This is a genomic window from Paenibacillus sp. FSL H8-0168 (assembly GCF_038592955.1).
Classification (GTDB): Bacteria; Bacillota; Bacilli; order Paenibacillales; family Paenibacillaceae; genus Paenibacillus; species Paenibacillus polymyxa_B.
Map to the genome: position 1 here is coordinate 4,503,509 of NZ_CP151948.1, position 22,506 is coordinate 4,526,014.

23 protein-coding genes and 1 pseudogene are annotated in these 22,506 nt (G+C 48.0%); 10 read left to right on the plus strand and 14 right to left on the minus strand.

The features are described 5' to 3' along the window. Nucleotides 1-151 precede the first annotated feature (151 nt). From MHI21_RS19840 to MHI21_RS19850, 3 genes are all read right to left on the minus strand, one after another. Entirely contained in the window at nt 152-784 is a 633-nt protein-coding gene (locus MHI21_RS19840; RefSeq protein WP_341163255.1) for an XTP/dITP diphosphatase, read from the minus strand. Next, a complete protein-coding gene (gene rph, locus MHI21_RS19845; RefSeq protein ID WP_013311675.1) occupies nt 784-1,545 on the minus strand; it encodes a ribonuclease PH in 762 nt (253 codons plus the stop codon). Before rph ends, MHI21_RS19840 begins: the two co-directional genes overlap by 1 nt. Before the next feature lie 91 nt (nt 1,546-1,636). Next, on the minus strand, nt 1,637-2,695 hold the full coding sequence (locus MHI21_RS19850) for a GerMN domain-containing protein (RefSeq protein WP_254350225.1): 1,059 nt from the start codon (nt 2,693-2,695) through the stop codon (nt 1,637-1,639). A gap of 151 nt (nt 2,696-2,846) precedes the next feature. On the opposite strand from MHI21_RS19850, the gene MHI21_RS19855 reads away from it, so the two are divergent. Next, nucleotides 2,847-3,404, plus strand: coding sequence for a phosphatidylglycerophosphatase A (locus tag MHI21_RS19855; protein ID WP_039272599.1), 558 nt, complete (start codon nt 2,847-2,849; stop codon nt 3,402-3,404). 57 nt (nt 3,405-3,461) lie between these two features. Then, nucleotides 3,462-3,899 (plus strand): GNAT family N-acetyltransferase, encoded by a 438-nt coding sequence (locus tag MHI21_RS19860; RefSeq protein WP_165179188.1) that lies wholly within the window; start codon nt 3,462-3,464, stop codon nt 3,897-3,899. A gap of 143 nt (nt 3,900-4,042) precedes the next feature. Here the strand turns inward: MHI21_RS19860 and MHI21_RS19865 are convergent, their stop codons facing one another. The 5 genes from MHI21_RS19865 to MHI21_RS19885 all read right to left on the minus strand — a co-directional run bounded on the left by MHI21_RS19865 (nt 4,043) and on the right by MHI21_RS19885 (nt 8,328). Continuing rightward, nucleotides 4,043-4,834 carry an SDR family oxidoreductase gene (locus MHI21_RS19865; RefSeq protein WP_342418774.1) on the minus strand — a complete coding sequence of 264 codons (792 nt, stop codon included), beginning with the start codon at nt 4,832-4,834 and terminating at the stop codon, nt 4,043-4,045. Nucleotides 4,835-4,939: 105 nt separating this feature from the next. Continuing rightward, nucleotides 4,940-5,578, minus strand: coding sequence for a TetR/AcrR family transcriptional regulator (locus MHI21_RS19870; protein ID WP_342418775.1), 639 nt, complete (start codon nt 5,576-5,578; stop codon nt 4,940-4,942). A gap of 220 nt (nt 5,579-5,798) precedes the next feature. Next, nucleotides 5,799-6,434, minus strand: coding sequence for an SDR family oxidoreductase (locus tag MHI21_RS19875; protein ID WP_342418776.1), 636 nt, complete (start codon nt 6,432-6,434; stop codon nt 5,799-5,801). A 75-nt stretch (nt 6,435-6,509) separates the two neighbouring features. Continuing rightward, complete coding sequence (locus tag MHI21_RS19880; RefSeq protein ID WP_342418777.1) at nt 6,510-7,520, minus strand: MBL fold metallo-hydrolase; 1,011 nt, start codon at nt 7,518-7,520, stop codon at nt 6,510-6,512. Between the two features lie 22 nt (nt 7,521-7,542). Then, complete coding sequence (locus MHI21_RS19885) at nt 7,543-8,328, minus strand: class I SAM-dependent methyltransferase (protein WP_342418778.1); 786 nt, start codon at nt 8,326-8,328, stop codon at nt 7,543-7,545. A gap of 254 nt (nt 8,329-8,582) precedes the next feature. On the opposite strand from MHI21_RS19885, the gene MHI21_RS19890 reads away from it, so the two are divergent. Next, nucleotides 8,583-9,461, plus strand: coding sequence for a DUF72 domain-containing protein (locus MHI21_RS19890; protein WP_342418779.1), 879 nt, complete (start codon nt 8,583-8,585; stop codon nt 9,459-9,461). On the opposite strand, the gene MHI21_RS19895 is transcribed toward MHI21_RS19890, so the two are convergent. The 5 genes from MHI21_RS19895 to MHI21_RS19915 are packed head-to-tail and all read right to left on the minus strand — an operon-like array spanning nt 9,453 to nt 14,491. Then, nucleotides 9,453-10,568 (minus strand): glycosyltransferase family 2 protein, encoded by a 1,116-nt coding sequence (locus MHI21_RS19895; protein ID WP_342420228.1) that lies wholly within the window; start codon nt 10,566-10,568, stop codon nt 9,453-9,455. The two genes, MHI21_RS19890 and MHI21_RS19895, sit on opposite strands and share 9 nt — an antisense overlap. 4 nt (nt 10,569-10,572) lie before the next feature. Continuing rightward, entirely contained in the window at nt 10,573-11,439 is an 867-nt protein-coding gene (locus tag MHI21_RS19900) for a methyltransferase domain-containing protein (protein WP_341163247.1), read from the minus strand. Beyond that, nucleotides 11,432-12,781: a nucleotide sugar dehydrogenase gene (locus tag MHI21_RS19905; protein WP_254350220.1), complete on the minus strand. Its 1,350-nt coding sequence runs from the start codon at nt 12,779-12,781 to the stop codon at nt 11,432-11,434. The genes MHI21_RS19900 and MHI21_RS19905 overlap by 8 nt, the downstream gene beginning before the upstream one ends. 2 nt (nt 12,782-12,783) lie before the next feature. Next, nucleotides 12,784-13,764, minus strand: a complete 981-nt coding sequence (locus MHI21_RS19910; RefSeq protein ID WP_250240170.1) for a polysaccharide biosynthesis protein — start codon at nt 13,762-13,764, stop codon at nt 12,784-12,786. Between the two features lie 19 nt (nt 13,765-13,783). Further along, nucleotides 13,784-14,491, minus strand: a complete 708-nt coding sequence (locus tag MHI21_RS19915) for a glycosyltransferase family A protein (RefSeq protein WP_342418780.1) — start codon at nt 14,489-14,491, stop codon at nt 13,784-13,786. Nucleotides 14,492-14,706: 215 nt separating this feature from the next. Here MHI21_RS19915 and MHI21_RS19920 point away from each other — a divergent pair, with 215 nt between their 5' ends. Both MHI21_RS19920 and MHI21_RS19925 read left to right on the plus strand, forming a co-directional pair. Continuing rightward, complete coding sequence (locus tag MHI21_RS19920; protein WP_342418781.1) at nt 14,707-15,420, plus strand: GT-D fold domain-containing glycosyltransferase; 714 nt, start codon at nt 14,707-14,709, stop codon at nt 15,418-15,420. 256 nt (nt 15,421-15,676) lie between these two features. Next, nucleotides 15,677-16,804 carry an SGNH/GDSL hydrolase family protein gene (locus MHI21_RS19925; protein ID WP_342418782.1) on the plus strand — a complete coding sequence of 376 codons (1,128 nt, stop codon included), beginning with the start codon at nt 15,677-15,679 and terminating at the stop codon, nt 16,802-16,804. Between the two features lie 218 nt (nt 16,805-17,022). On the opposite strand, the gene MHI21_RS19930 is transcribed toward MHI21_RS19925, so the two are convergent. After that, the gene (locus tag MHI21_RS19930) at nt 17,023-17,439 is read right to left on the minus strand and encodes a hypothetical protein (RefSeq protein WP_342418783.1); all 417 of its coding nucleotides are present in this window, start codon (nt 17,437-17,439) and stop codon (nt 17,023-17,025) included. Nucleotides 17,440-17,603: 164 nt separating this feature from the next. Here MHI21_RS19930 and MHI21_RS19935 point away from each other — a divergent pair, with 164 nt between their 5' ends. The 5 genes and pseudogenes from MHI21_RS19935 to MHI21_RS19955 all read left to right on the plus strand — a co-directional run bounded on the left by MHI21_RS19935 (nt 17,604) and on the right by MHI21_RS19955 (nt 22,476). Further along, complete coding sequence (locus MHI21_RS19935; RefSeq protein ID WP_341163241.1) at nt 17,604-19,583, plus strand: methyl-accepting chemotaxis protein; 1,980 nt, start codon at nt 17,604-17,606, stop codon at nt 19,581-19,583. A 56-nt stretch (nt 19,584-19,639) separates the two neighbouring features. Then, nucleotides 19,640-19,816 (plus strand): YjfB family protein, encoded by a 177-nt coding sequence (locus MHI21_RS19940; protein WP_023990044.1) that lies wholly within the window; start codon nt 19,640-19,642, stop codon nt 19,814-19,816. 190 nt (nt 19,817-20,006) lie between these two features. After that, nucleotides 20,007-21,362, plus strand: a complete 1,356-nt coding sequence (locus tag MHI21_RS19945; RefSeq protein WP_342418784.1) for a dipeptidase — start codon at nt 20,007-20,009, stop codon at nt 21,360-21,362. 244 nt (nt 21,363-21,606) lie between these two features. Next, nucleotides 21,607-21,738 (plus strand): annotated as a pseudogene (locus MHI21_RS19950) (putative RNA methyltransferase); the annotation flags it as partial. Nucleotides 21,739-21,861: 123 nt separating this feature from the next. Further along, a complete protein-coding gene (locus MHI21_RS19955) occupies nt 21,862-22,476 on the plus strand; it encodes a methyltransferase domain-containing protein (RefSeq protein ID WP_342420229.1) in 615 nt (204 codons plus the stop codon). Nucleotides 22,477-22,506: the final 30 nt, after the last annotated feature.

Consider the following 22,506-nt stretch of genomic DNA (forward strand, 5'->3'; position numbering starts at 1 on the left):
CAATAGAGCTTCTAAGCGGCAGCGGCAATTTTTCGCTGTGTACTATATGGGGAACAGAAAGTACACAAAAAGGCTATCCGCAGCTTATGGCTGACGGATAGCCTTTTTTTCGTTATGTGAATGGGGGATGATTTCGCCCCTGTTACCAATGCTATGCCTGTGGATTACCCAGTTTTGTTGCCAAATCACGCAGAGCTATCCCTCTGTGACTGATAGACTGCTTTTGTTCCAACGTCAGCTCGGCCATTGTCTTTTCAAACTCTGGCAAATAAAACAGCGGATCATACCCAAACCCGCCGCTGCCGGCGGTTTCAGTAGTAATCCAGCCCTCCACAGAGCCTGTCGATTCCAACGTCTCGCCAGTCTGCGGATTATATAGAATCAAGGTACAGACGAATTGAGCCGGGCTTAGCAAAGGCTGTCCCGTATCATCACCCAGCTGCTTCGATTCTAGAACGTCGAGCAGCTTAATATTGTTTTCGTGATCGCTGGCACCTTCTCCAGCATAACGGGCAGAGTATACCCCCGGTGCACCGTCCAGCAAGTCCACGCAGAGGCCGGAATCATCGGCCAGTACGGGCAAACCGAGCACATCTCCAACCGCTTTAGCTTTTTTCAGTGCATTTTCGGCAAAGGTTTTGCCATCTTCAACGACATCAGGAATGTCGGGATAATCGTACATGCTTCTGACTTCCTTGCCAAACGGCGCAAAAGCATGCGCAAATTCCCGCACCTTTCCTTTATTTTTCGTAGCGACAATGACGACCGGGCCATCCAGCCGCATTAGGCGCCAGCTCCTGTACGTCCAGCACCGATCTTATCAGCAATCGGTCCAAGCACTTCTTTTTGGCGCTCAATCATTTGCAGAATCCCTTGTTCGCCCAAGCTAAGCAGTTGATCCAATTCGTTACGGTCAAATGGGCTTTCTTCACCTGTACCTTGCAGCTCAACATATTTTCCACTGCCAGTCATGACAAGATTCATGTCTACTTTGGCCTTGGAATCCTCTTCATAGTTCAGATCCAGCAACGCTTTTTCACCAACAACCCCTACGCTGACGGAAGCCAGAAAATCGGTAATTGGAAAAACAGGCAGCTTGTGCTGGGTGGCAATTTTATTGACCGCAATCGCCAACGCTACGAAAGAACCGGTAATTGAGGTTGTGCGTGTTCCGCCGTCCGCCTGAATGACGTCACAATCCAACGTAATCGTCCGTTCACCAAGCGCCTGCAAATTGACCACCGAACGCAACGCTCTTCCAATCAGACGCTGAATTTCCATGGTACGGCCTGTCAGCTTGCCACGCGCAGCTTCACGCTGATTACGGCTATGAGTCGCACGCGGAAGCATGGAATACTCTGCGGTCACCCAGCCCTTTCCTTGTCCCTTCATAAAGGGGGGTACGCGTTCTTCTACAGTAGCCGTGCAAATGACTTTCGTCTCGCCAACCTCTATAAAAACAGAGCCCTCCGCGTATTTATTTACTCCTGCTGTCAATTTCATCGGGCGCAGCTCATCACCGTTTCGTCCGTTAGATCTACTCATGCTTTTTCCTCCTACGTCGTATGCAACCTGTTCTTATATGTTTATTTTACCAAAGTGTGCAGGCAAAAGCACCCCAAGGACGATTCCGCCCTTAAAGAGGGATTTCGTTAATATGTTGCGGCTTGGCTACAGGCTCTCCATAATTTTGATTATTTTGTCCAATCACGCTTTTTTCACCATTCAGTTCAATCCGAATTTTTGTTTTGACCGCATCATCTGAATTGTCTGCCGCTGTCAGCACAACCGATTCCAAAAATTCAGCAGGCACGGCTTCTCCTTTAGCAAACATATCATCTGAGAGAGATACCGTTATTACGTTGTCTTTCGAGCGTTCTACCGATTTCAGCGCCGTCTCCCCTGTCATCACTTCTTGTAACCCATCCTTGGTCTGCGGCCCTTGAATCAATTGATGCAGCGCTGACTGGACACGATCTTTTTCAGGGCTGACCAACCGTGTTACAGGTACATAATATTGGACTCCAGCAGGAGAAGATGAAGAGAAATACACGGTGACTGGACTGGAATCCAGGGGTGTCACGCCATGACCAATTTCCAAATTAATACCTACTGCACGCGTCAATGGATGATCCAGCGGTGTGCCGCCAACAGGCATTTCGTTCAGCTTTTTGCCCTCCACCCAGATCTGTACGCTCTCAATATCGGGACGGTCGGTTAGGGTCCAAGTCAAGCTCTCCATTAATTGGCGTTCTTCCTGTGGCTTATAGTTGGCGAAAGATTTGTTGAATTCGACAACAGCCAGCTTGTTATTCTTGTCCACTGTCACACTTTTTACTTCTGTACCCTGGGGTATTACCCCTTTAAATCCCTCTGGTAATAATCCAGCATACGGCCCGCCCTCAACCAATGTTTCTAGCGCTGACTTGGCATCTGCCTGCACATCACCTGTAGCAATCGGTAAAGATACCGGGGCCAGCAAACCGTTATGATCTTGCAAAAAAACAGCCCTCAGTTGCCCTGTACTGGCAGGTGCTTTTCCGGTTACAGCCTTAATCATGGACTGCTCTGTCGTGGACGGCGGGGGGTCAATAGATGCCGATTCATCGCCGAAAAGGCTGCAGCCTGACAACAACAGCGGTAGGGATAGCAGTCCAGCTACAGAGGTCATACGCCATGGGTGTTTTATATTCATAAGTGAAGTTCCTCCCTAACAATTTTGTACAGATTGTACTAATATGTATACGAGCCTCGCGTAAAAAATAACTACTTTTTCAGCAGACTGGACACACTGGTCATAATTGCAGTAGAAATCAGGATCTATACGAGGAGGGAATTTCAACTTTATGGACAAGAAAAAAGCACCATACAGCCTGAATAGTAAAAAGGTAGCCGATGCCACCCGCGAGTTGCTGCACAAGCGTGGTGTACACCTGACTGAAATCGCAGAACTGGTCATGCTTTTACAAAAGAAATATTACCCGACCCTAACGATGGAAGAATGTATTGAGAATGTGGACAAGGTGCTGATGAAGCGCGAGGTTCAAAATGCAGTGCTCACGGGCATCCAGCTGGACATCCTTGCCGAACAGGGCGCTCTTCTTCCCCCATTGCAGGACATGATTGAGAATGATGAGGGATTATACGGAGTGGATGAGATTCTGGCCTTCTCCATCGTAAATGTGTACGGCAGCATTGGATTTACCAATTACGGTTATGTCGATAAGCTCAAACCGGGTGTGCTGGAACGCCTGAACGATAAAAGCCTCGGGCCGATCCATACGTTCCTGGACGACATCGTGGGCGCTATCGCAGCTTCGGCCAGCAGCCGTATCGCCCATCGCAAACAGGCAGAGCGCGAGCAGGAGCTTGGGGAAGAAAGCGCACCGAATACAACACGTTAAATAACAAACAACGCTTGGAATACAACAGATATATACAGGGTTAGAGGAGAACTAGACATGGCAAACGTAACTGAAGGATATACATTCCGTACGATGCAGGCTGACGATTATGATCAGGCTATTGAGCTTTGGAATGGCTTAGACGGATTGGGATTAAGCGAGGCCGATTCACGGGAGCGGATTGCACGCTTTTTACAACGGAACGAAGGACTTAGCTTTGTCTGTGAGTACAACGGAAACATTATAGGCACGATTTTAGCGGGTCACGATTCTCGCAGGGGGTTTTTGTATCATCTGGGTGTAGCCACAGCACATCGTGGTCAAGGGATCGCGCCCAGACTGGTGGATAAGGCGTTATCTGCTTTGCTGAGAGAAGGCATTGATAAATGTCATCTGTTTGTAATGGAGCATAACGCAGGGGGTCAACGCTTCTGGTCAGCTAACGGCTGGGAGAAACGGGATGGAATTTTACTATATTCCCGAGGGCTTGAATAGGGTCTAAGTGCTTGATCTATACAAATAGGAACGCCGGGTCTGATTCAAGTCGAGTTAGAAACGATCAGACCCGGTGCATAAAACTCACAACATATTGATTAGCAATCCTGACATTTCAAGCCCAGATTACCTTCATTCATAAATTACAATCCATTTTTTGGACGCAGTGCACGTTCTACAATTCCCAGCGTGGATTGACGAGAGAATAACCGGGACACCTGAGCTACCCAATAGTTCTGGCGACCGGAAATGATGTGACTACGCCCCTTTTCAAATGCTCTCAACGCGTTCTTCACAACGGTTTGGGGAGTTTCCCTAATTCCAACTGACGCTTCACTTGCGCCAACAATATCAAAAAAAGGCGTTTCTGTTGAGCCTGGACAAAGGGCCAGAACTTTAAGCCCCCGTTTCCGATTTTCGGCCCATAGAGCTTCAGTGAAAGAAAGCACAAATGCTTTGGTTGCTCCATATACGGCCATATACGGATCAGGCTGAAATGCGGCTGTGGAAGAAACATTGATTAATCCACCATCCCGCTTACGCAATAAATCAGGCATAAATGCATGTGTGATGTCGACTAAAGCAGCCACATTGAGCATCACTTCCTCATGCTGTCGTTCTCCTGAAACCTGCTCAAAGTATCCATAGGTGGCAAAACCCGCGTTATTAATCAAGAGATCTACCTTTAGTTGTTGCTTTTGAACCTCCTGATGCAATGCTTGTGATGCTCCTGGTGTGGAAAGATCCAGCGAAATCACCGTTGCTTTTACGTTATATTTATCTGAGAGTTCTTTAGCCAGCGTTTCTAATTTGGTTTCATTGCGTGCTACCAAAATGAGATTACATTTCTTAGCTGCGAGCGAATAGGCAAAGGCCTCGCCAATCCCGGATGAAGCCCCTGTGATCAGAGCTGTTTTATTTGCGTACATAAACATGATGATAACCTCCATAGTATCGTTGTTTTATTTTAGAAACATTGTTACCACTACTCTATAATGAACTGAAGTCATCTACTATGACGACCTCAGTACACTTCATATTTACGATGGGGATGAGGATGTGTTAAATGCTACGAGCGTATTCTTCAGTGTAAATGCATACACTCCTTGAGCCATATCTACATCTGAAAAATGACCTGCAAACTGAAGATGTATGACTCCATGTAAAGCAGACCACAGCATTCGGACAACCAGCAGCGGATCTTGCTCTTTCAGTGCCCCTAGCTCCACAGCGTGTGTGACGGTGTGCAGAATTCGTGACAATGCCGTTGTGGTACCCTCCAAGCTCTGTTCATCCGGCTTGAAATCAGATAACGCCCCGCCAAACATCATTTTGTAATAGGCTGAATGAAGCTGCGCAAATTCCCAGTACGCCCAGCATAGAGCTTCAAGATCAGCGAGTACGCTTTCGGTAACAGGTACTTGCTGGAAGGATTCAGCCAATAGCCGACATCCATCCAGATACATCTCATTGGCAAGACCGTCCTTACTGCCAAAAATACTGTAAATGATCTTGGTGGAACAGCTTAATTTCTGCGCAACTCGCCGCACGGTCACGGCCTCTGGCCCTTCTTCCGCAAGAAGGATGCATGCCGCATCGATGACATTTTTACGTAGCAATTGCTGCTGCTGTAGCTTCACTTCCGAATAGGTTTTATAGGGATGCGATGGCTCGGACATGATTCAATACACTTCCTTTTGCTTATTAAGAACTGTCGCTTGATGCTACTATAATAAATTAAAGATCTACACAAGATTTCAGGAAACAGTGTTTCCTTTAAGAATCATAGTATTCTAAGCCTGAGTATTTGTCAAATTAAAAAAAGAACGCAATGAGTAGGTACACTTACCGCGCTCTGGTTGAATACTTAAAAATGAAGCTATGTTTGGCGTTCCATGATTAGTAGGCAATGCCTACCCGTGTACGGACAAATTCGTAACTCTTGCATTGACGATAGGTAAAATCAGCCGTATCCGCGGTGTTAATTTGTGAGCCACCTTCAGGCAAAAAATCTTTTTCCACACGATAAATCCCTGTCCGCGCTCCATCCGGCAGATAGGTTGGACATACGATTGTCCAGTCTAGTGCTGATTCACGCAGCAATTCGTACACTCGCCGATGTTCCTCGGCCGCACGAGTGCTGCGTCGCCGGGTCTCGGAGGACTCGTAACGATACAGGTCCGGTTCGGTCCGGCTTTGCAAAATTCCTGCCGTTCCTACCGTAATGAGCCGAGAAATGGACCGCTCCTGCATGAGCCGGATCAGCAGGGCTATATTAGCGGATAAGGTAGTCGTTCCATCCGTATTCAGCGCACTGATCACAGTCGTCGCCCCACCCTTCAGCGCCTGTGCTACGTCCTCTGCATTAGTGGCATCGCCTTGTACGATTTGCAGCTGATTCCCGTATCCAGGTATGTAATCCTCCAGCTTGTCTGGTGAACGAACAAGGATCGTAACGGCATGGCCGTCCGCTAATGCATAATCTAATATGTACCGTCCTACGCGTCCGGTAGCTCCCAGCAGCAGCAAATTCATAAAGTCCTCTTTTCCGGCATGCATGCCGCTTGTCATGTTGCTTCGTCATGTCCCTTGTTGGTCAACTTTCCGCGACTATTGACGGCAAAGGGGATAGAAGCGCGTGATTGGGTTCGTCTCGCTCATAGAGGCCCGTTCACGGCGCACCAGCTCCACCAGATGAGCCAGCGTCTCGGACATGGCAAACCTTAGCTGGTGAATACCCAGCTTGCCACCGAACATGGCAATGCACAGCTCATAGGCTGTGCTGCCCTCCGGTTGGATCAGCTGCTGAAATTTCTCCAGCCGTTCTTCATGATGTGCCAGCAACGCTTGCGTCCGTTCCCGAAAATAACCAAACGGATTGCGGTGCCCCGGATATGCCCACGCTACCTCCAGCTCACCTAGACGCTGCAAGCCGTCTACATAAGACTTCAACGGCTGGGCATCACTGTCTGGCAGCAGACTGATGTTAGGAGAAATCTGCGGCAAAACTGCGTCACCGCAGAGGATAACGCCGCTATTGGGGTCATATAAGGACATATGTCCGGGCGCATGTCCTCCTGTCTCGACGGGTAGCCAACTGCGTCCATCCCATTCCAGACGAGCGTTCATTCCGGTAGGAATAACGGTAATTTCAGGCTGTGGATTCACTTGCAAATATGCCTGCCGCATATGTAATTCCAAGGCCGACACTTGCTCCAAAGGAAAGCCATGCTGGACAAAAAAGCTGGGAAGCCTGTTCTCCATAGAGACCGTCGATTCTGGAGCGTCCCACATCATCATCGCTTCCTTATGGCTTCGAGCTGACATATGTACACGAGCCTGACTTTGCTGCTGCATCCAGCCCGCCAATCCGTAATGATCGGGGTGATGATGAGTGACCACAATGTCCGAAATATCCCCAAAGGACATCCCCAACTGTTGGAAGACATGCCTCCATTCTGCCTCGGTATCCATATTGCGCGGCCCCGGGTCTACAATGGTAAAACCGTGCTGTCCCTTGAGCACATAGCTATTCACCCAGCGCAGCGGAAAGGACATGGATATTTTGACCTGAAAGCCTCCGTCTATTCGCTCACACGGTGTAAGCTCTGGCAATTTCATGGCTTCCATCCGCCTTTCTGTTTCAAGCCCGCACGCCGACAAAAATCATTCGAGGCGAAGCATCTTCGATATATTGATCTTCATTATAGCTTCCGTGTACCTGCTCTACGGATAGTCCGGCTTGCTCTAGCAATCCACGAAACTTTTCATATGGATATAGCTTCACTCGTTCATGATACACGCGCGCAGGTTCTCCCTCAGTAGGAGTCGTTCCCAGAGCAGAGGCTGCTTCAGTGCCTGTAACGGATGCAGCTGACCGAATCGCAATTTGCTTTTTCACAAAGCCATCTTCAATGACCCGATGCTCCTCAATCCAATTCCCTTCATCCTCCCGTGACGAATGCGGTACCAAATGAGCGGTTACGTAAGCAGGGTTCAAATAATCTATGATAAAGCGTCCTCCCGGCTTCAACAGCCGATATATTTCCTTTAGTACTTTAAGCTGCTCCTCATCCTTTTCAAAATAACCGAAGGAGGTGAACAAATTCATCACCGCGTCATAGCTTTCATCCAGCGGCACCTCTCTCATATCCCCTTGATGCCAACTTACCCGCCCTTCGGAATCTGCTGCACGTGCTTCTCTCAGCAGCACATTGGAAAGGTCCACACCTGTCACCTGATAACCTGCATCTGCGAGCGCAAGCGAATGACGGCCCATCCCACAGCATAAATCCAATACGCTGGAGCCTTGCGGTAATTTGAGCCAGGAGATCATTTTTTGCACTTCCTGATAGGCTCCCTGAAAGTCGCGATGCTTGTATACCAATAAATAATCTTCCCCAAAGCTTTGCTCGTACCATTCTGCCATATCGTTTCTCCTCCATGAACTCATTTCGCTCTATTACATACTATATTAGCTTTTTCAAACTGGAAACTCAAAAGCATTACGAATAAGGTTTTTACAAAATCATGAACATCAAACCGTGTTACAATAACCGTATTTGAGCTTAAATATTCATAGGAACTTCATACCAACTTCATGTGATTCACCCCATTTTATCATTAAAATGATTCATGGGAACGCCTTTCGAAGTTTTCATGAAGGAAAGGAGCGGGGAAATTATGATTCAAATTGGACTTACGGGTTGGGGCGATCACGATGACTTGTATCCAACGGGTACCAAAGCTAACCAAAAACTAAGTATCTATGGAAGCCATTTTCCGGTAGTAGAAATGGATAGTTCTTTCTATGCGGTGCAGCCCACAGATCGTATGGCACGCTGGGCGGCGGAAACCCCTGACTCTTTTTCATTTCTCGTCAAAGCCTACCAAGGCATGACTGGACATACCCGCGGCAAGCAGCCTTACTTCAAAACAATAGATGCCATGTACGAAGCACTGCATGCATCGATACAGCCTCTTCACGAAGCGGGCAAGCTCAAAGCCGTGCTGTTTCAGTACCCACCCTGGTTCGACTGTACACGTGAGAATGTCGCTGTACTGCGAGACACGAAAAAAAGGATGGGAGAGGTCCCATCCGTACTTGAATTCAGACATCAAAGCTGGTTCACACCCGATTTTCGGAAACAAACGCTGGCATTCATGCGTGAAGAAGGCTGGATACACAGCGTATGCGACGAGCCGCAGGCGGGACCGGGGTCGGTTCCCATTGTGCCGTTGGCTACAGACAGCAATCTGACAGTCGTACGTCTCCACGGACGGAACATATCGGGCTGGAATCAAAGCTCCGCGCCTAATTGGCGGGAGATTCGTTATCTGTATCGGTACAATGAACAAGAGTTGACCGAATGGAGAGACAGATTGCTAGAGCTGGAGCAACAAAGCCGTGAGGTGTGTGTTATTTTCAATAACAACTCAGGTGGAGACGCCGCTGCTAACGCCAAGCAGCTCATGACCATGCTTGGCATGGACCCTAAACCTTTTCCCCCTCGCAAGCCACCCGAAGAGGATAACGGGCCGGAGCAGCTTGAACTATTTTGAGGAACGGGCTGAGGGTGGGGAGTTGGAAATAGCCTCCTTGAGCTTGCATGCATTATCCAGTAAATACGGGTCGTCGGGCAAATAGCGTAAAGCGGTTTGGTTATGCTCATACGAAGCGTCCAGCTGACCTATATGGGCATAGCAATGGCTAAGCCGCACATGAGGTAACCAGGAGTAGCAGGGTAGTGGAACAGGTCGCATACCCGGAAGGTGATGCTGTTGCTCCAATGCCTTTTCATACCAGTATGCGGCGGTGGTCCATTCGTTTCGTGTGAAAAACCAGTCACCGATCATGCAGCACAAGTCTGATTGCGGTACACCGTATCGAAAGGAGCGTAACAGACGATCCAGCTGTTGCTCCGGCTTCCCGAGGTGAAGATAGCATTCCGCCGACCGCGCACAAGCGGTAATCCGATCCTCACGGTAGCCGCTCGGCTCCTCCAATAGAAGATTGAACGCCTCTACCGCCTCGGCATATTCTTTACGGTCAAAACATTCATTGGCGTGAAAATACAGCAGACGCCCCTCCAGCTTGCCGCTTTCGCTGATCCACCGGGCGAGAATACGTTGGTTACGGAGCGTGTGGTCTTGCATTCGTCGGTGTGTTACTGCCACATCTGAATGAACGATTTGCCCCTGAGGTATCACCAGATCCTCATGCAGACGCCCTTCCCAGCGGTATTGTCGCTCCCGCTTCACGAGACGGATACGGCGTGAGGTGAACAACAGTTCACCCTGCTCCCCCTCTGCCAAATGAAGTGGCATTACCACTGCGTCGATATCCATAGACAAACGCCGCTTCAAGGCACGCAGACGCTCACGGTCCGGCTCCAGCAGCACATCGTCCGCATCCAGCCACATGATGTAGGAACAGGTCGCCTTGTCAAACGATTCATTACGGGCGGCTGCAAAATCATCCCTCCATTCAAACGTATATAGCCGATCCGTATAGCGGGCTGCTATCGTCTTCGTCTGATCCGTCGATCCCGTGTCCACAATGATAATTTCATCCATCAGGTCTGCGACCGAATCCAGACAGCGGGCCAGTGTCTGCTCCTCATTTTTTACGATCATACACAAGCTGATAGTCATTGGATGCTCAGTCATGACTTCACGTCTCCCCTTTACCTTTGGCTGAATCTGCCGTCGTTTTTCCGGTAGACTCGCCATCAGTATATGCACCTCTCCTTTCAGCCTGCGTCTTGTCTAGCTGTTCGACACGTGCATACCTGTGCAACGTCAAAAGTTGTTCCTCCATATGCCGGATTCGCTGTACCGCCTTGTCGAGTGCGGCCTTTCGCTGATTCATTTTGCGAACATGCTGCTGCTCCACCAGTCGAAATTGCTCCTCGTCTAGTTTCATCCACTCATTCAGATGCTCTACCCCTGGTTTGGCCTCACGCAGTTCTTTCGACTTCTTGCGGCCGGCAAAGCACAAATATTTGTGATGCACCTCCAGCGCTTGTTCATCAAAATAAGGATACAACACACGGGAGAGGCTCCCAGCATAGTAAGTCCGCTTGTGATCATGAAACGGATGGTATCCATAAGGTACAGACAAGACGAGCGTTCCCTTTTTATTCAACAAGCGATAAGCATGAGCCAGCAGGGTGTCAGGATGCGCAAAATGTTCCAAAATCTCCCCTAAAATAATGGTGTCAAATCCACCGGGAGGACGCTCGAATTGTGAAATGTCCTTTAACTGAAAGTGGACTCTTCCCCGGACGGGTGCGGATTCCTGGCGAAGTTCTTTTTTCGCATAAGAAATGCTGCCCTCTTCCAAATCAATGGCTGTTACCTTAAATCCTTCCCGCCCAAGCAAAATGGACGTTATGCCCTGACTGCACCCAACATCCAGCACAGTATGGCCCTGTACATGGCGGCAAATCCAGTGAATTCTATTGCGGGTGGCTTCATGGGACTCTTCCGAATTGATTTGCCCGTAATAACGTTCATTTACCTGATCACGGTTAGCCAACAGCGGCGCCCCCTCCATCACCGGGATGCCCCAAGATGACGACATGTCCACCTGTACAATGTGCAGTCGCATTACGTGTATCGAAGACCAGCGGGGCATGGTCGACCAGCTGTTGGTAATCCACCACAGAATGGTCTGTCGTGATGACTACGATATCTGCACTTTCCCATAACTGGGCATTTGCCGTTCGAGAGGAGATTGCTTCACCGTTCAGCTTAAAGCTCGATACATACGGGTCGGTGAAGCTCACCGAAGCTCCCAGTTTTATTAGATGTTCAAACAGGACAAGAGCTGGGGATTCCCGAACATCATCAATGTCCTTTTTGTAGGCCACACCTGCCAGAATAATTTTGGCTTTGTTTATGGCTTTACCTTTCTGAGCGAGCATGGCTTCAATTCGCTCCGCGATATACAGCGGCATACGCCGGTTCATGCGATCTGCCAAGTCCACGAATTCCAGTGGAAAACCATGCTGCTCGGATTTCCATGACAAGTATAGCGGATCAACCGGGATACAGTGCCCCCCGATCCCAGGTCCCGGATAAAAAGGCATATAACCGAATGGCTTGGTTGCCGCCGCATCCAGTACCTCCCATATATTGATGCCAATTTTCTCACAGGCGGCTGTCAGCTCATTAACCATTCCAATGTTGACGCTGCGGAATGTATTCTCGAACAGCTTGGCGGCTTCCGCCACGGTTGTCGAGCTGACTGGTACAATCTGGTCCAAAAAGGACCCATAAAAACCTACTCCCGCTGCCAGACAATCCGGTGTGCAACCGCCGATCACCTTGGGTGTGTTGCGAATGTTAAAATGAACGCTGCCCGGATCAACACGCTCCGGTGAAAAGCACACATAAAAATCCTTACCTACTGTCCAGCCCCTGCGCTGCTCTATCACCGGCCGAATCAGTTCCTCGGTCGTTCCGGGATAGGTGGTGCTTTCCAGAATCAACAGTGTTTGTCTACGCAAATGAGGTATGGCCTGATCAATAGCCGTTTCAATATAGGACGTATCCGGCTGGTGTCCGTCCGTCAGTGGCGTAGGCACGCAGATCACAACGACATCCGCATGCTCCAGCACCTTGATATCCGTAACCGGATGCAATTGCTGCCCGATCAGACCTTCCAATGCATCGTCACCAATGTCTATGATGTACGACTTTCCTTGAAGCAGCTTGGCTACTTTGACGGGATCGGAATCCACACCATATACATCATAACCAGCCTTTGCCATTTCCACTGCCATGGGCAGCCCTACATAACCGAGGCCGATTACCGCAACCTTCACAGTTCCTTTAGTTATTTTTTCCATAAGCTGCAAAATACCCACCTCTTTCATCGTTACTCCATGCCTCGCAGTAGCTCAGCAATTCCAGCGCGATCCATTAACTCATCGTCCGAGCGATATTGATCGAAGCTCACTCGTTCCAATCCACCGTATTGGCTCAGTAAGCGCTTGTCTGCTTGCTGGGGAAGAATAACAAAATAGCGATCATCATAGCGATACGTATGCGGCACCTCATAGGGCGAAATCAGCACTTCATGCAGCTTTTCCCCACCACGTATACCAATCTCCTTCACTTTCAACGCAGGCTGACCCGCCTGTTCTTTCATCACTTCTGCCAGATCTGCAATATTGCAGCCCTTCATTTTCATCACAAGTGTCTCTCCCCCAATCGCCGTGACAGAAGCCTTCAGCAGCAAGCCAATCGCTTCTCCGAGCGTGAGGAAAAAGCGTGTCATATCTGGGCTCGTCAGCGTTAAATCCTGCCCTTCCGCGATTTGGCGCTTGAAAAGAGGCACGACACTTCCACTCGTCCCCAACACGTTGCCGCCGCGAATACACACAAAGCGAGTACGCTCACTTAAAGTGTTGGCGCGGATCATCAGTCTTTCACCTATCGCCTTCGTCATGCCATATACATTCACCGGATCTACAGCCTTGTCTGTAGAGACATCAATTACCTTGGCGACTCCCTGCTCAATGCTGGCCCGGATCACGTTTTCCGTACCGTGTACGTTCGTCTTGAAAGCCTCTTCCGGCTGTCTCTCACACACAGGGACATGCTTTAATGCCGCCAAATGGAATACATAGTCCACTCCGCGACATGCCTCCTGTAATGCCTGTAGATCTCGAATATCTCCAATCATGAAATTCAGGCGAGGATCAGATTGAAACTGCCGCTGCATGGCAATCTGTGCAAATTCACCGCGTGAGAAAATACGAATTTCCGCCGGTCCCTCCTTCAGCAATTCAGCCGTTAGGCGTTGCCCCCAAGATCCCGTTCCTCCGGTCACCAGCAGTTTTTTTCCTTTGAACAATATAATCTCCTCCTGACCGTTACGAATTGGCAATACCTGTTCCCAGAAATTCAGCCAACACAGCATTCATTTCATTCTCTGACAGCCGATCCTTTACCGGCACTTTTTTCACAGAAGTATTTGCGGCATGAATGACGTTCACATAGTTGCGAAGCGGAATGACCTCATGCGGCAGCTCCGTTACATATCCGTGCGTGCCTTTCCCAGGAATGACGACACGGTAATCATTTAGAAAATCCTCCACTTGATAGCGAAACACATAAAAAGAAGGCGAACGGTGAAACACCGGTGCCATCTGCCCCTCAACCGCATCCCACAGGTAACCCATCTGGTTCACCAGCGCAACCGTCTCCGGTTGAAACTTGTAATCATGCAACTGTTGTACAAATGACTGGTGATACAAATCGTCGGAATCTATTCGAGCAATGAGCAGTTCGTCCGCACCTTCGATGTACGCATTGATACGACGTTTACTTTCGATGCTCGTACCAAAACGGATGTGGTGGGGAATGGGCTCATGTCGGGCCAGTTCCTCTTCCACAATGTCACTGCATCCGCCCGCCAGCTTGACGACAGATAAGAAATCCGTATTCGTCTGACTGAGCAGACTGCGCAGCGTAAAGGTTCTGAATATATCCAGTCGCTCACTGATCCACTCACGTGTCAGGCGGTTGGGATTCATCCCATAGTTATTAAAATTAATTTCAATTACAATCTTGCGATTCATTGATCTTCCTCCCTTTCAACCGTCTTCTCTCAAGTTATGAAGACGCTCCCGAAACGGCACGTACAGATGCAACGAATCTTGTAAAAATAGGTAGAATCCAAAAAGAATAGCCGTTCATACAAAAACCTTTTCGCTTTCGACATATGATAGAATACAAAGTTTTTTACTCCATCTGAAAAGTTGAACAAGCAGTAACGACAGGGAGGTAACATGATATGACGAATCCAAAGTATCTGGAGATTGACGAGGTACTGAAACGATTGAAGCTGGCACTCGATCAGCACCATTCCTTTTCGCTCATTCGTATTGGGGATGGTGAAAATTTGGTGTTGTCGCAGGACACCGTCTGGCCGATGGAAAAGGTATTACAGGAACGTTGGGCGGTCAAAGCCAATCTCGGTCAAAAGGGACTGTTTCTACCGAATACGGAACTACGGGACGCGGTGGCTGAGGCAGTGAGCAAAGCCAGCATTGTTGGCATTTTGCCATATGATGACGAATCTATTAAAGCACCATCCTATATGAAGCGGGAGCTGACCGATCAGGTCTTTGCTCACTATGCTCTCTCCCCCGCGCTGACCTGTCACGCCTGCCTGAATCGGTATTTGGCTGAGACACCCGCTTTCTGGGAGATGCTGAAAAATCGACGCATCCTGCTGGTCACCCGGACGGCCGCTGAAGCAAAGCCTGTTCTTGAGGCTGATCCGTACAGGCTGCATATCGCCCACACGCTGGCATTTCATCAATATGAACAAATGCCTGAAACACTCCAATGGATCGCAGCACACAAAGATGACTTCGATATTGCGCTGTTCTCTTGTGGTGTCAATGCAGTCGTGTTAGCACAAAAAACAGCAGAGCTAACTGGCAAAATAGGTATAGACTTCGGCAAGGCGATTAATATTGTCATGTTTGGCAAAGCTAATTAATAGATAAAATAATATTTGTGAAAAAACTACTTAGTAAGTAATCTTTGCTCCGTATATCAAAAAGCACCCGCAAATTGAAATTTACGGGTGCTTTTTGATATCATATGTTGTCCTAAGTCCATGATCGAAAAGAATAATCCATATAAAGCCTTGGACCCTTGCTTGTTTAGAAATAGAATTTGAGATTCCCTGTCACTTCTTTTACAATATTACAGAAACTAGCATTCATTTAGAAATTATGAGGAGGATATCGAAAATGTCACATAACAAGAGATTGAAGACATACCCACTTGCTAAAGCAAAGCATGTAAAGGTTCATGGTCGAACTACGCAAACACGTAAACCTCTTACTCTGTTTTGGACAGGCAGTGGCATTGAATTGAATATCAAAGGCTCAGAGCTGTGGATTGAAATTGAGGCCGATTACCAGGTGTATGAACCCTGGATCAGTATTGTCATCAATGGTGTTCCGATGAGTCGCCTGATGGTGACCGCAGGACGACATTGGATCTGTGTTTTGAGAGGGTTGAACCCTGATACGGTCAAAAATGTCCGTGTGGTCAAGGATGTCCAGCCTATGAGTTCGGACTCGCGCTGCTTGTTGCAAATCCATGCCCTGAAGGTTGACGGGGAATTGCTGCCAGTCACTGATAAATCCCTCAAGGTGGAATTTATCGGTGACAGCATTACCTCGGGAGAAGGAACGATTGGAGCGAAGGAGGAGACAGACTGGGTTCCCATGCTGTTCACAGCACTACGCAATTATACAGCCATAACAGCCGAAGCACTGAATGCGGACTACCGAGTGTTATCACAAAGCGGATGGGGTGTCCTAACAAGCTGGGATAATAATCCGCATGCAAACATACCCGCATATTATGAGCAGGTATGTGGTGTGCTAACCGGTGAGAGAAATGAAGCATTAGGGGCATTTTCAGATCATGATTTTACCTCATGGCAGCCGGACGTGGTCGTAGTGAATTTGGGGACTAATGACGGGGGAGCCTTTTATTCTCCTGCATGGACGGACCCAGCAAGCGGGAAAGTGTACAAGCAACGCTTGAACGAGGACGGTACATTCAATGAAGAGGATTTACAAGCTTTTGAAAGCGCTATCGAGCGTTTTCTTGTCAAGCTTCGGACCTGCAATCCTGCTGCCCATATTGTGTGGGCCTATGGGATGCTGGGTACTCCGATGATGCCCTCAATCTACCGAGCGGTAGATGCATACAAGAAAAGAACGAGGGATCGGAATGTGTCTGTATTCCAACTGCCTAACACGACGGAAGAAACGATAGGGTCTCGCAGCCATCCCGGGCTCCCCGCCCATACCAAAGCGGCAGATGAGTTGACAGTGTATTTGCGAGAGATTCTTAAGAAATAGAATCCGAGAAGCACAATCAACTCTGTAGAACACGCTCATAAAGGAAATTACAACAACTAGGTCATTTGTGTTCTGGGTGTTGTTGAGAATTATAGCCACGAGTCTGCAGCAGATGTCTGTCTATGCTCGTGGCTAGATAGCTTGGGCGCAGCGGCCTATCCTAGGAGAACCACGAACAGGCAGCGAGCATTTACTAAAAAAATATTCACCTGATATATTTACAAAACCGGAGTCGAAGCAATACCCGTGAATACCTCTGGACCATTACGAACAGTGGTCGATACACCAGAAATATAAGAAGAATATACTGTTTGTAATGCCCAGGGAGCGGACAGATCCTGTGCATTAAAAGCTTGCGTTTCATTAGCCCCTGTCACGCACAGTACCCCCTCGGCGCGGTAGACTACTTCGCTCGGATTATAGTCGGCTCCACGCACGATTTCAACCGCATACGTATCACCAAGCTCACCGATCAGACCAATGGAACCACTAAAAGTTACAATCGGACCCGGCACAAGAAAGGTTCGCAGGGTGATCAAACCGAACCGCTCCGGTATAGGACCCAGCTGTATATCGGGACCCTCACCTGTTTTTGATGAATTGGTGGAGCTTCTCATATCCAGAAAAAAACCCATACCCTATCCCTCCAAATTGCAAGATACTCCATGCTATGCAAGAAATTCTTTAGCGTATTGGACAAATTAGTAATAAATCTATCAATTCAGCTTAAAATAACCGATAGTAATTACATATGGTATAAATATCAGAAATGAATATGTAGATAGAAAGCAGGGGTTTGATGAAACAACTGAGACGACTGAAAACATTAACACTACGCAAGAAATTGACAGCAGCATTTCTACTGGTCATGCTTGTTCCTAGTATTATTGTGGGCTCTTTCTCCTATCAGGCAGCGTACAACCAGACAGATCGTCAATTACTGGACAGTGCAACGTCTAGCGTTACCGCATCTGATCGTGCTGTTACTCAAACGATTCAGGCCAAAATCGCTGATCTCGAATATTACTCTACAACGATGACGGTTAGTGATAACAGTGCTGAAGCAGATGATGCCATTCTGAAAAAATTACAAGTATATTTAAAAATGCATGCAGAAGCTGTTGATATGTTTGTAGGAACTCCCGAAGGTAAACTCATTATTGGCAAAGCCGTAGGCTCCACAAACGATCCTCGTGAGCGTCCGTGGTACAAACAGGCCATGGAGAAACCCGGACAAACCGTAATCAGCCCTGTTGGACTCAATACGGCTAAGGTCCCCGTTGTGTATATTTCACGCACACTTCCCGACAACAGCGGTGTTCTCGGTCTTTCTCTGAACCTGAATAATTTGAAAGAAATCACAAATTTAAAAATCGGACAAAATGGTTATATTATGATATTGGATGGTACCAAACGTATCGTTACCCACCCGACAGAAGTCAGCGGAAGTACCAAAATAGGGGAAACCATACCCAAACTGTTTGCCTCCAAGGAAGGCAGCTTTAATTACGATCTTAATGGCGTAAACAAACACTTGATTTTCAAAACTAATGCGCTGACAGGCTGGAAAATTGCCGGAACGATGGATAAATCAGAAACCAGTGCCTCAGCCCAACCGATTCTTATCACGACCATCGTCGTGTTGGTGATTGCAGCCATCATCATTGGTGTACTCGCAATGTGGCTAATCAGCAGTATACTTAAGCCCATCCAAAGATTACGTAATTCTATGGATGCCATCAGCAAAGGTAATCTTTCGATTAACGTAGCTACGACCAGCACAGATGAAATTGGTGAATTATCAAGATATTTTCAACAAATGGTAGATAATCTGCGTAACATGATAAAAGAAATTCAAGCGATGACAGGCAATTTGTCGGCATCCTCGCAGGAGCTTGCAGCAGGTGCAGAACAAACGACCCGGGCTATCGAGCATGTGACCATAGCCATTCAAGATGTGGCCGCAGGCAGCGAACGCCAAGTGGGCAGCGCTAAAGCTAATCAGACACGGGTTAGCGACATGGCAACAGACATCACCGCGATGACTGAAACTATGGCTGAAATGACCACTTACTCCACACAGGCCATTCAAGCGTCGGATGCAGGCAGTGAGCATATCGGCAACAGCGTCGTCTCCATTGACGGCATTCGTACTACCGTGGAAGAACTGGATACGATTATCGGTGCTTTGAGTGACCGATCTGGACGAATCGGAACGATCGTCACTGTCATTACGGAAATTGCCAGCCAGACTAATCTGCTCGCATTGAATGCTTCCATTGAGGCAGCACGTGCAGGAGAGCATGGCAAAGGTTTTGCTGTCGTGGCGACAGAGGTCCGCAAGCTGGCTGAAAACTCAGCTCATTCCGCACAACAAATTCGTGAACAAATTCAAGGGATACAGAACGGTGTGTCTGAAGCTCTGGTTGCTATGGAATCAGCGAAGGAACGCGTAAATGATGGTATCAATTCCATTGACCTATCCGGTCGCTCCTTCTCTCGCATCCGTAGAGCAGTAGCCAAATCAGCGAAGCAGCTTGATAACGTCGCAGCTTCTACCGCTGGCGTCGCAGATGGAACGAGTACAGTTGTCAGCAGCATGGAGGAAATTACACGCATCGCTGAAGAAGCGGCATCCCATACAGAGACCGTGTCCGCAGCCGCAGAGGAGCAACTCGCCTCCATGGAAGAGATCGGTTCGTCTGCCGCAGATTTGACCCGTCTGGCAGAGCAGCTTCAAGATTTACTGACACAATTCCAATTAGATGAAACAAAATAACCGTTCCAACCGATAAATACAGAGAAAGAGTCTTCACAATGAAGGAGGGTTGGAACATGGATATCGCAGCATTATCCACAGGTATGAGTCAGGCCAGCTTAGCTCAAGCCGTAAGTGTGAAAGTATTAAGTATGGCTAAGGATCAGGCCAGTGAACAAGGACAGGCTTTAGTGCAGATGATGGAAAAAAGCGTACAGCCTCATCTCGGGGGTCAACTGGACATTCGCGCATAAGTGCATCCATATGCTTGGTTAAGGGCGATTCTGCTCAGGTCTGAACAGACCCGGGTAGAATCGTTTTTGTATCTCCCTATTTTTCGTTCAGCACAAAACGTAGTAAACTAGACATATCGTCCACAACCTCGGTTCGGAGGATAGCGAAACATTCACACGATTTACATTGAAAAAGGAGGATACATAGTTTATGAGTTATTCCGAATATTTTGAAAAAGCCAGAGAGCAACAACTGGGCGAGTTACAGGAGTGGTTATCCATTCCGAGTATCTCAGCATTATCGGAGCACAAAAAGGACATTAACCAAGCAGCTGATTGGCTGGCTGCCAAACTGACTGTTGCCGGTCTGGAAAACGTTGAAATCATTCCAACCAAAGGGCACCCGCTGGTATACGCCGATCATTTGCACGCACCTGGTAAACCAACGATCCTTGTGTATGGACACTATGATGTACAACCCGTAGACCCGCTTCACCTGTGGGAAACGCCGCCGTTTGAGCCATCCATCCGTGATGGAAAATTGTATGCGCGCGGAGCGACAGATGATAAAGGACAGGTTTTCCTGCACATAAAGGCAGTTGAGGCCATTTTGAAGCAGGAAGGCAAATTGCCGCTGAACATCAAATTCTGCATTGAAGGCGAGGAAGAAGTGTCCAGTCCGAACTTGCTTGAGTTTTTGCAAACTGGAGCTGAACGTCTGGCTGCCGATGCTGTACTGGTGTCCGACACTTCCTTGATCGAAAAAGGGAAGCCTGCCATTTGCACAGGTTTGCGTGGACTATGTTCACTGGAAGTCGCCATTCACACGGCGAACACAGATCTACATTCCGGCTCTTTCGGTGGTGGCGTGCCGAATGCCCTGCATGCTCTGGTGTCCTTGTTGGCAACCCTGCATGACGACAAAGGCCGCGTTAGCGTCGAAGGATTCTACGACGATGTCGCTCCATTATCGGCAGAGATGAGAGAAGAATTCGTGAAGCAAGGCTTCAATGAGAGCAAGCTGCAACAGGATCTTGCACTTGATTCCCTCTATGGCGAAGAAGGATTCAGCTTCGTCGAGCGTGTTGGGGCGCGTCCGACACTGGAGCTGAACGGCGTGTACGGCGGCTTCCAAGGGGAAGGCACGAAAACGGTCATTCCGAAAGAAGCTCATGCTAAAATCACGTGCCGCTTGGTGGCTAACCAGAATCCGCAAGACATTCTGGACAAAATCGAGGGCCATTTGCGCGCTCATGTTCAGGCAGGAGCTACTCTGGATATTCAACAGGGTGAAAAAGCAAACGCCTTTAACATCGACCCGTCCCACGCGTTTCTGCAAGCGGCAGCCGATGCTTTTGAGAAAGTATACGGTGTGCGTGCCCTCTTTACCAAGGATGGAGGCTCCATCCCAATCGTGGAAACCTTCTCCCGTGTGCTGACTGCCCCAGTCGTGCTGATGGGCTTCGGCTTGCCAGATGAGAACTTGCATGCGCCTAACGAGCATTTTAACTTGGATAATTTTGATAAGGGTCTGCTGACGATTGTAGAGTTTTTGAAATCGGTGTAAGCACATGACAACTTCTTATGGCTAAGTTACAATAGAGAGGGCGAAAGCCCTTTCTATTTTTTTAGAGGAGCGCTGCACAATATGATTATTCAGTTCATTCGTTTACGGTAATGTGAGGTACAGTTCATGTAAAACTCAACCATTTTTTCGAAAAATGTGTTGGGTCTATTTGACTGTGCCTTTTTTATTCACCAAATACGAATGAACGGGGTGCTTTTCTGTGTCCAAATGGAATAAACACGAGATGAAGGCTGGCCTAATTGGGAAGCATCAACATCTCTTTAGGTGTCCTCTATGCTCTCAACCGATGCGTATGGTGGAAGGTAAAAGCCTCCTATGTACGAATCAGCATTGCTATGATCTTTCAAAATACGGGTATTTACATTTATCCGCCCGGTCCTATAAAACCAAATATGATAAACAACTATTTACCTCCAGAAGAATGATCTGCAATAGCGGATTTTTCGATCCCTTAAATGAAGCCATAAGCAGCACTATAATGAAATTTATGAAGCCGCTGTTTGATCAAAAAGCACACCTTTACTTGCTGGATGCAGGTTGCGGGGAAGGCTCTCATTTGAGCCACATTCAGGATAAGCTAACCTGGAAGGGAATCACCGAGCTTACAAGCGTAGGTATGGATCTGTCTAAAGAAGGTATTGTGGCCGCAGCCAAAGAATATCCTCATACCCTCTGGTGTGTTGCGGATCTGGCTCATTGTCCGTTTTCAAATCAACAATTTGACGGTGTATTCAATATTTTATCCCCTTCTAATTATGCTGAATTTACAAGAATCCTTTCGGAGGACGGCTGCGTCCTGAAGGTCATTCCCGAACAATATTATCTTCGGGAATTGAGATGCTTGTATGAACAGAAAAAGAATAAGCCTGCTTATTCGAATGACAATATATTAAGCCGATTTAAAGATCATTTTAAACTTCTATCCGCCGAACGGTTAACCTATCGTTTTATGTTAAATGCCGACCTCATGAAACCTTTGCTCCATATGACTCCCTTATCGTGGGGAGCTACGGAAGCAGACTGGCAGCAAGTGCAGGAAATACATTTACCGTATGTCACAGTAGATTTGCTCATCTTATGCGGTAAAAAATAGAATACTAAAAAGCATTCACAGCATGGAACC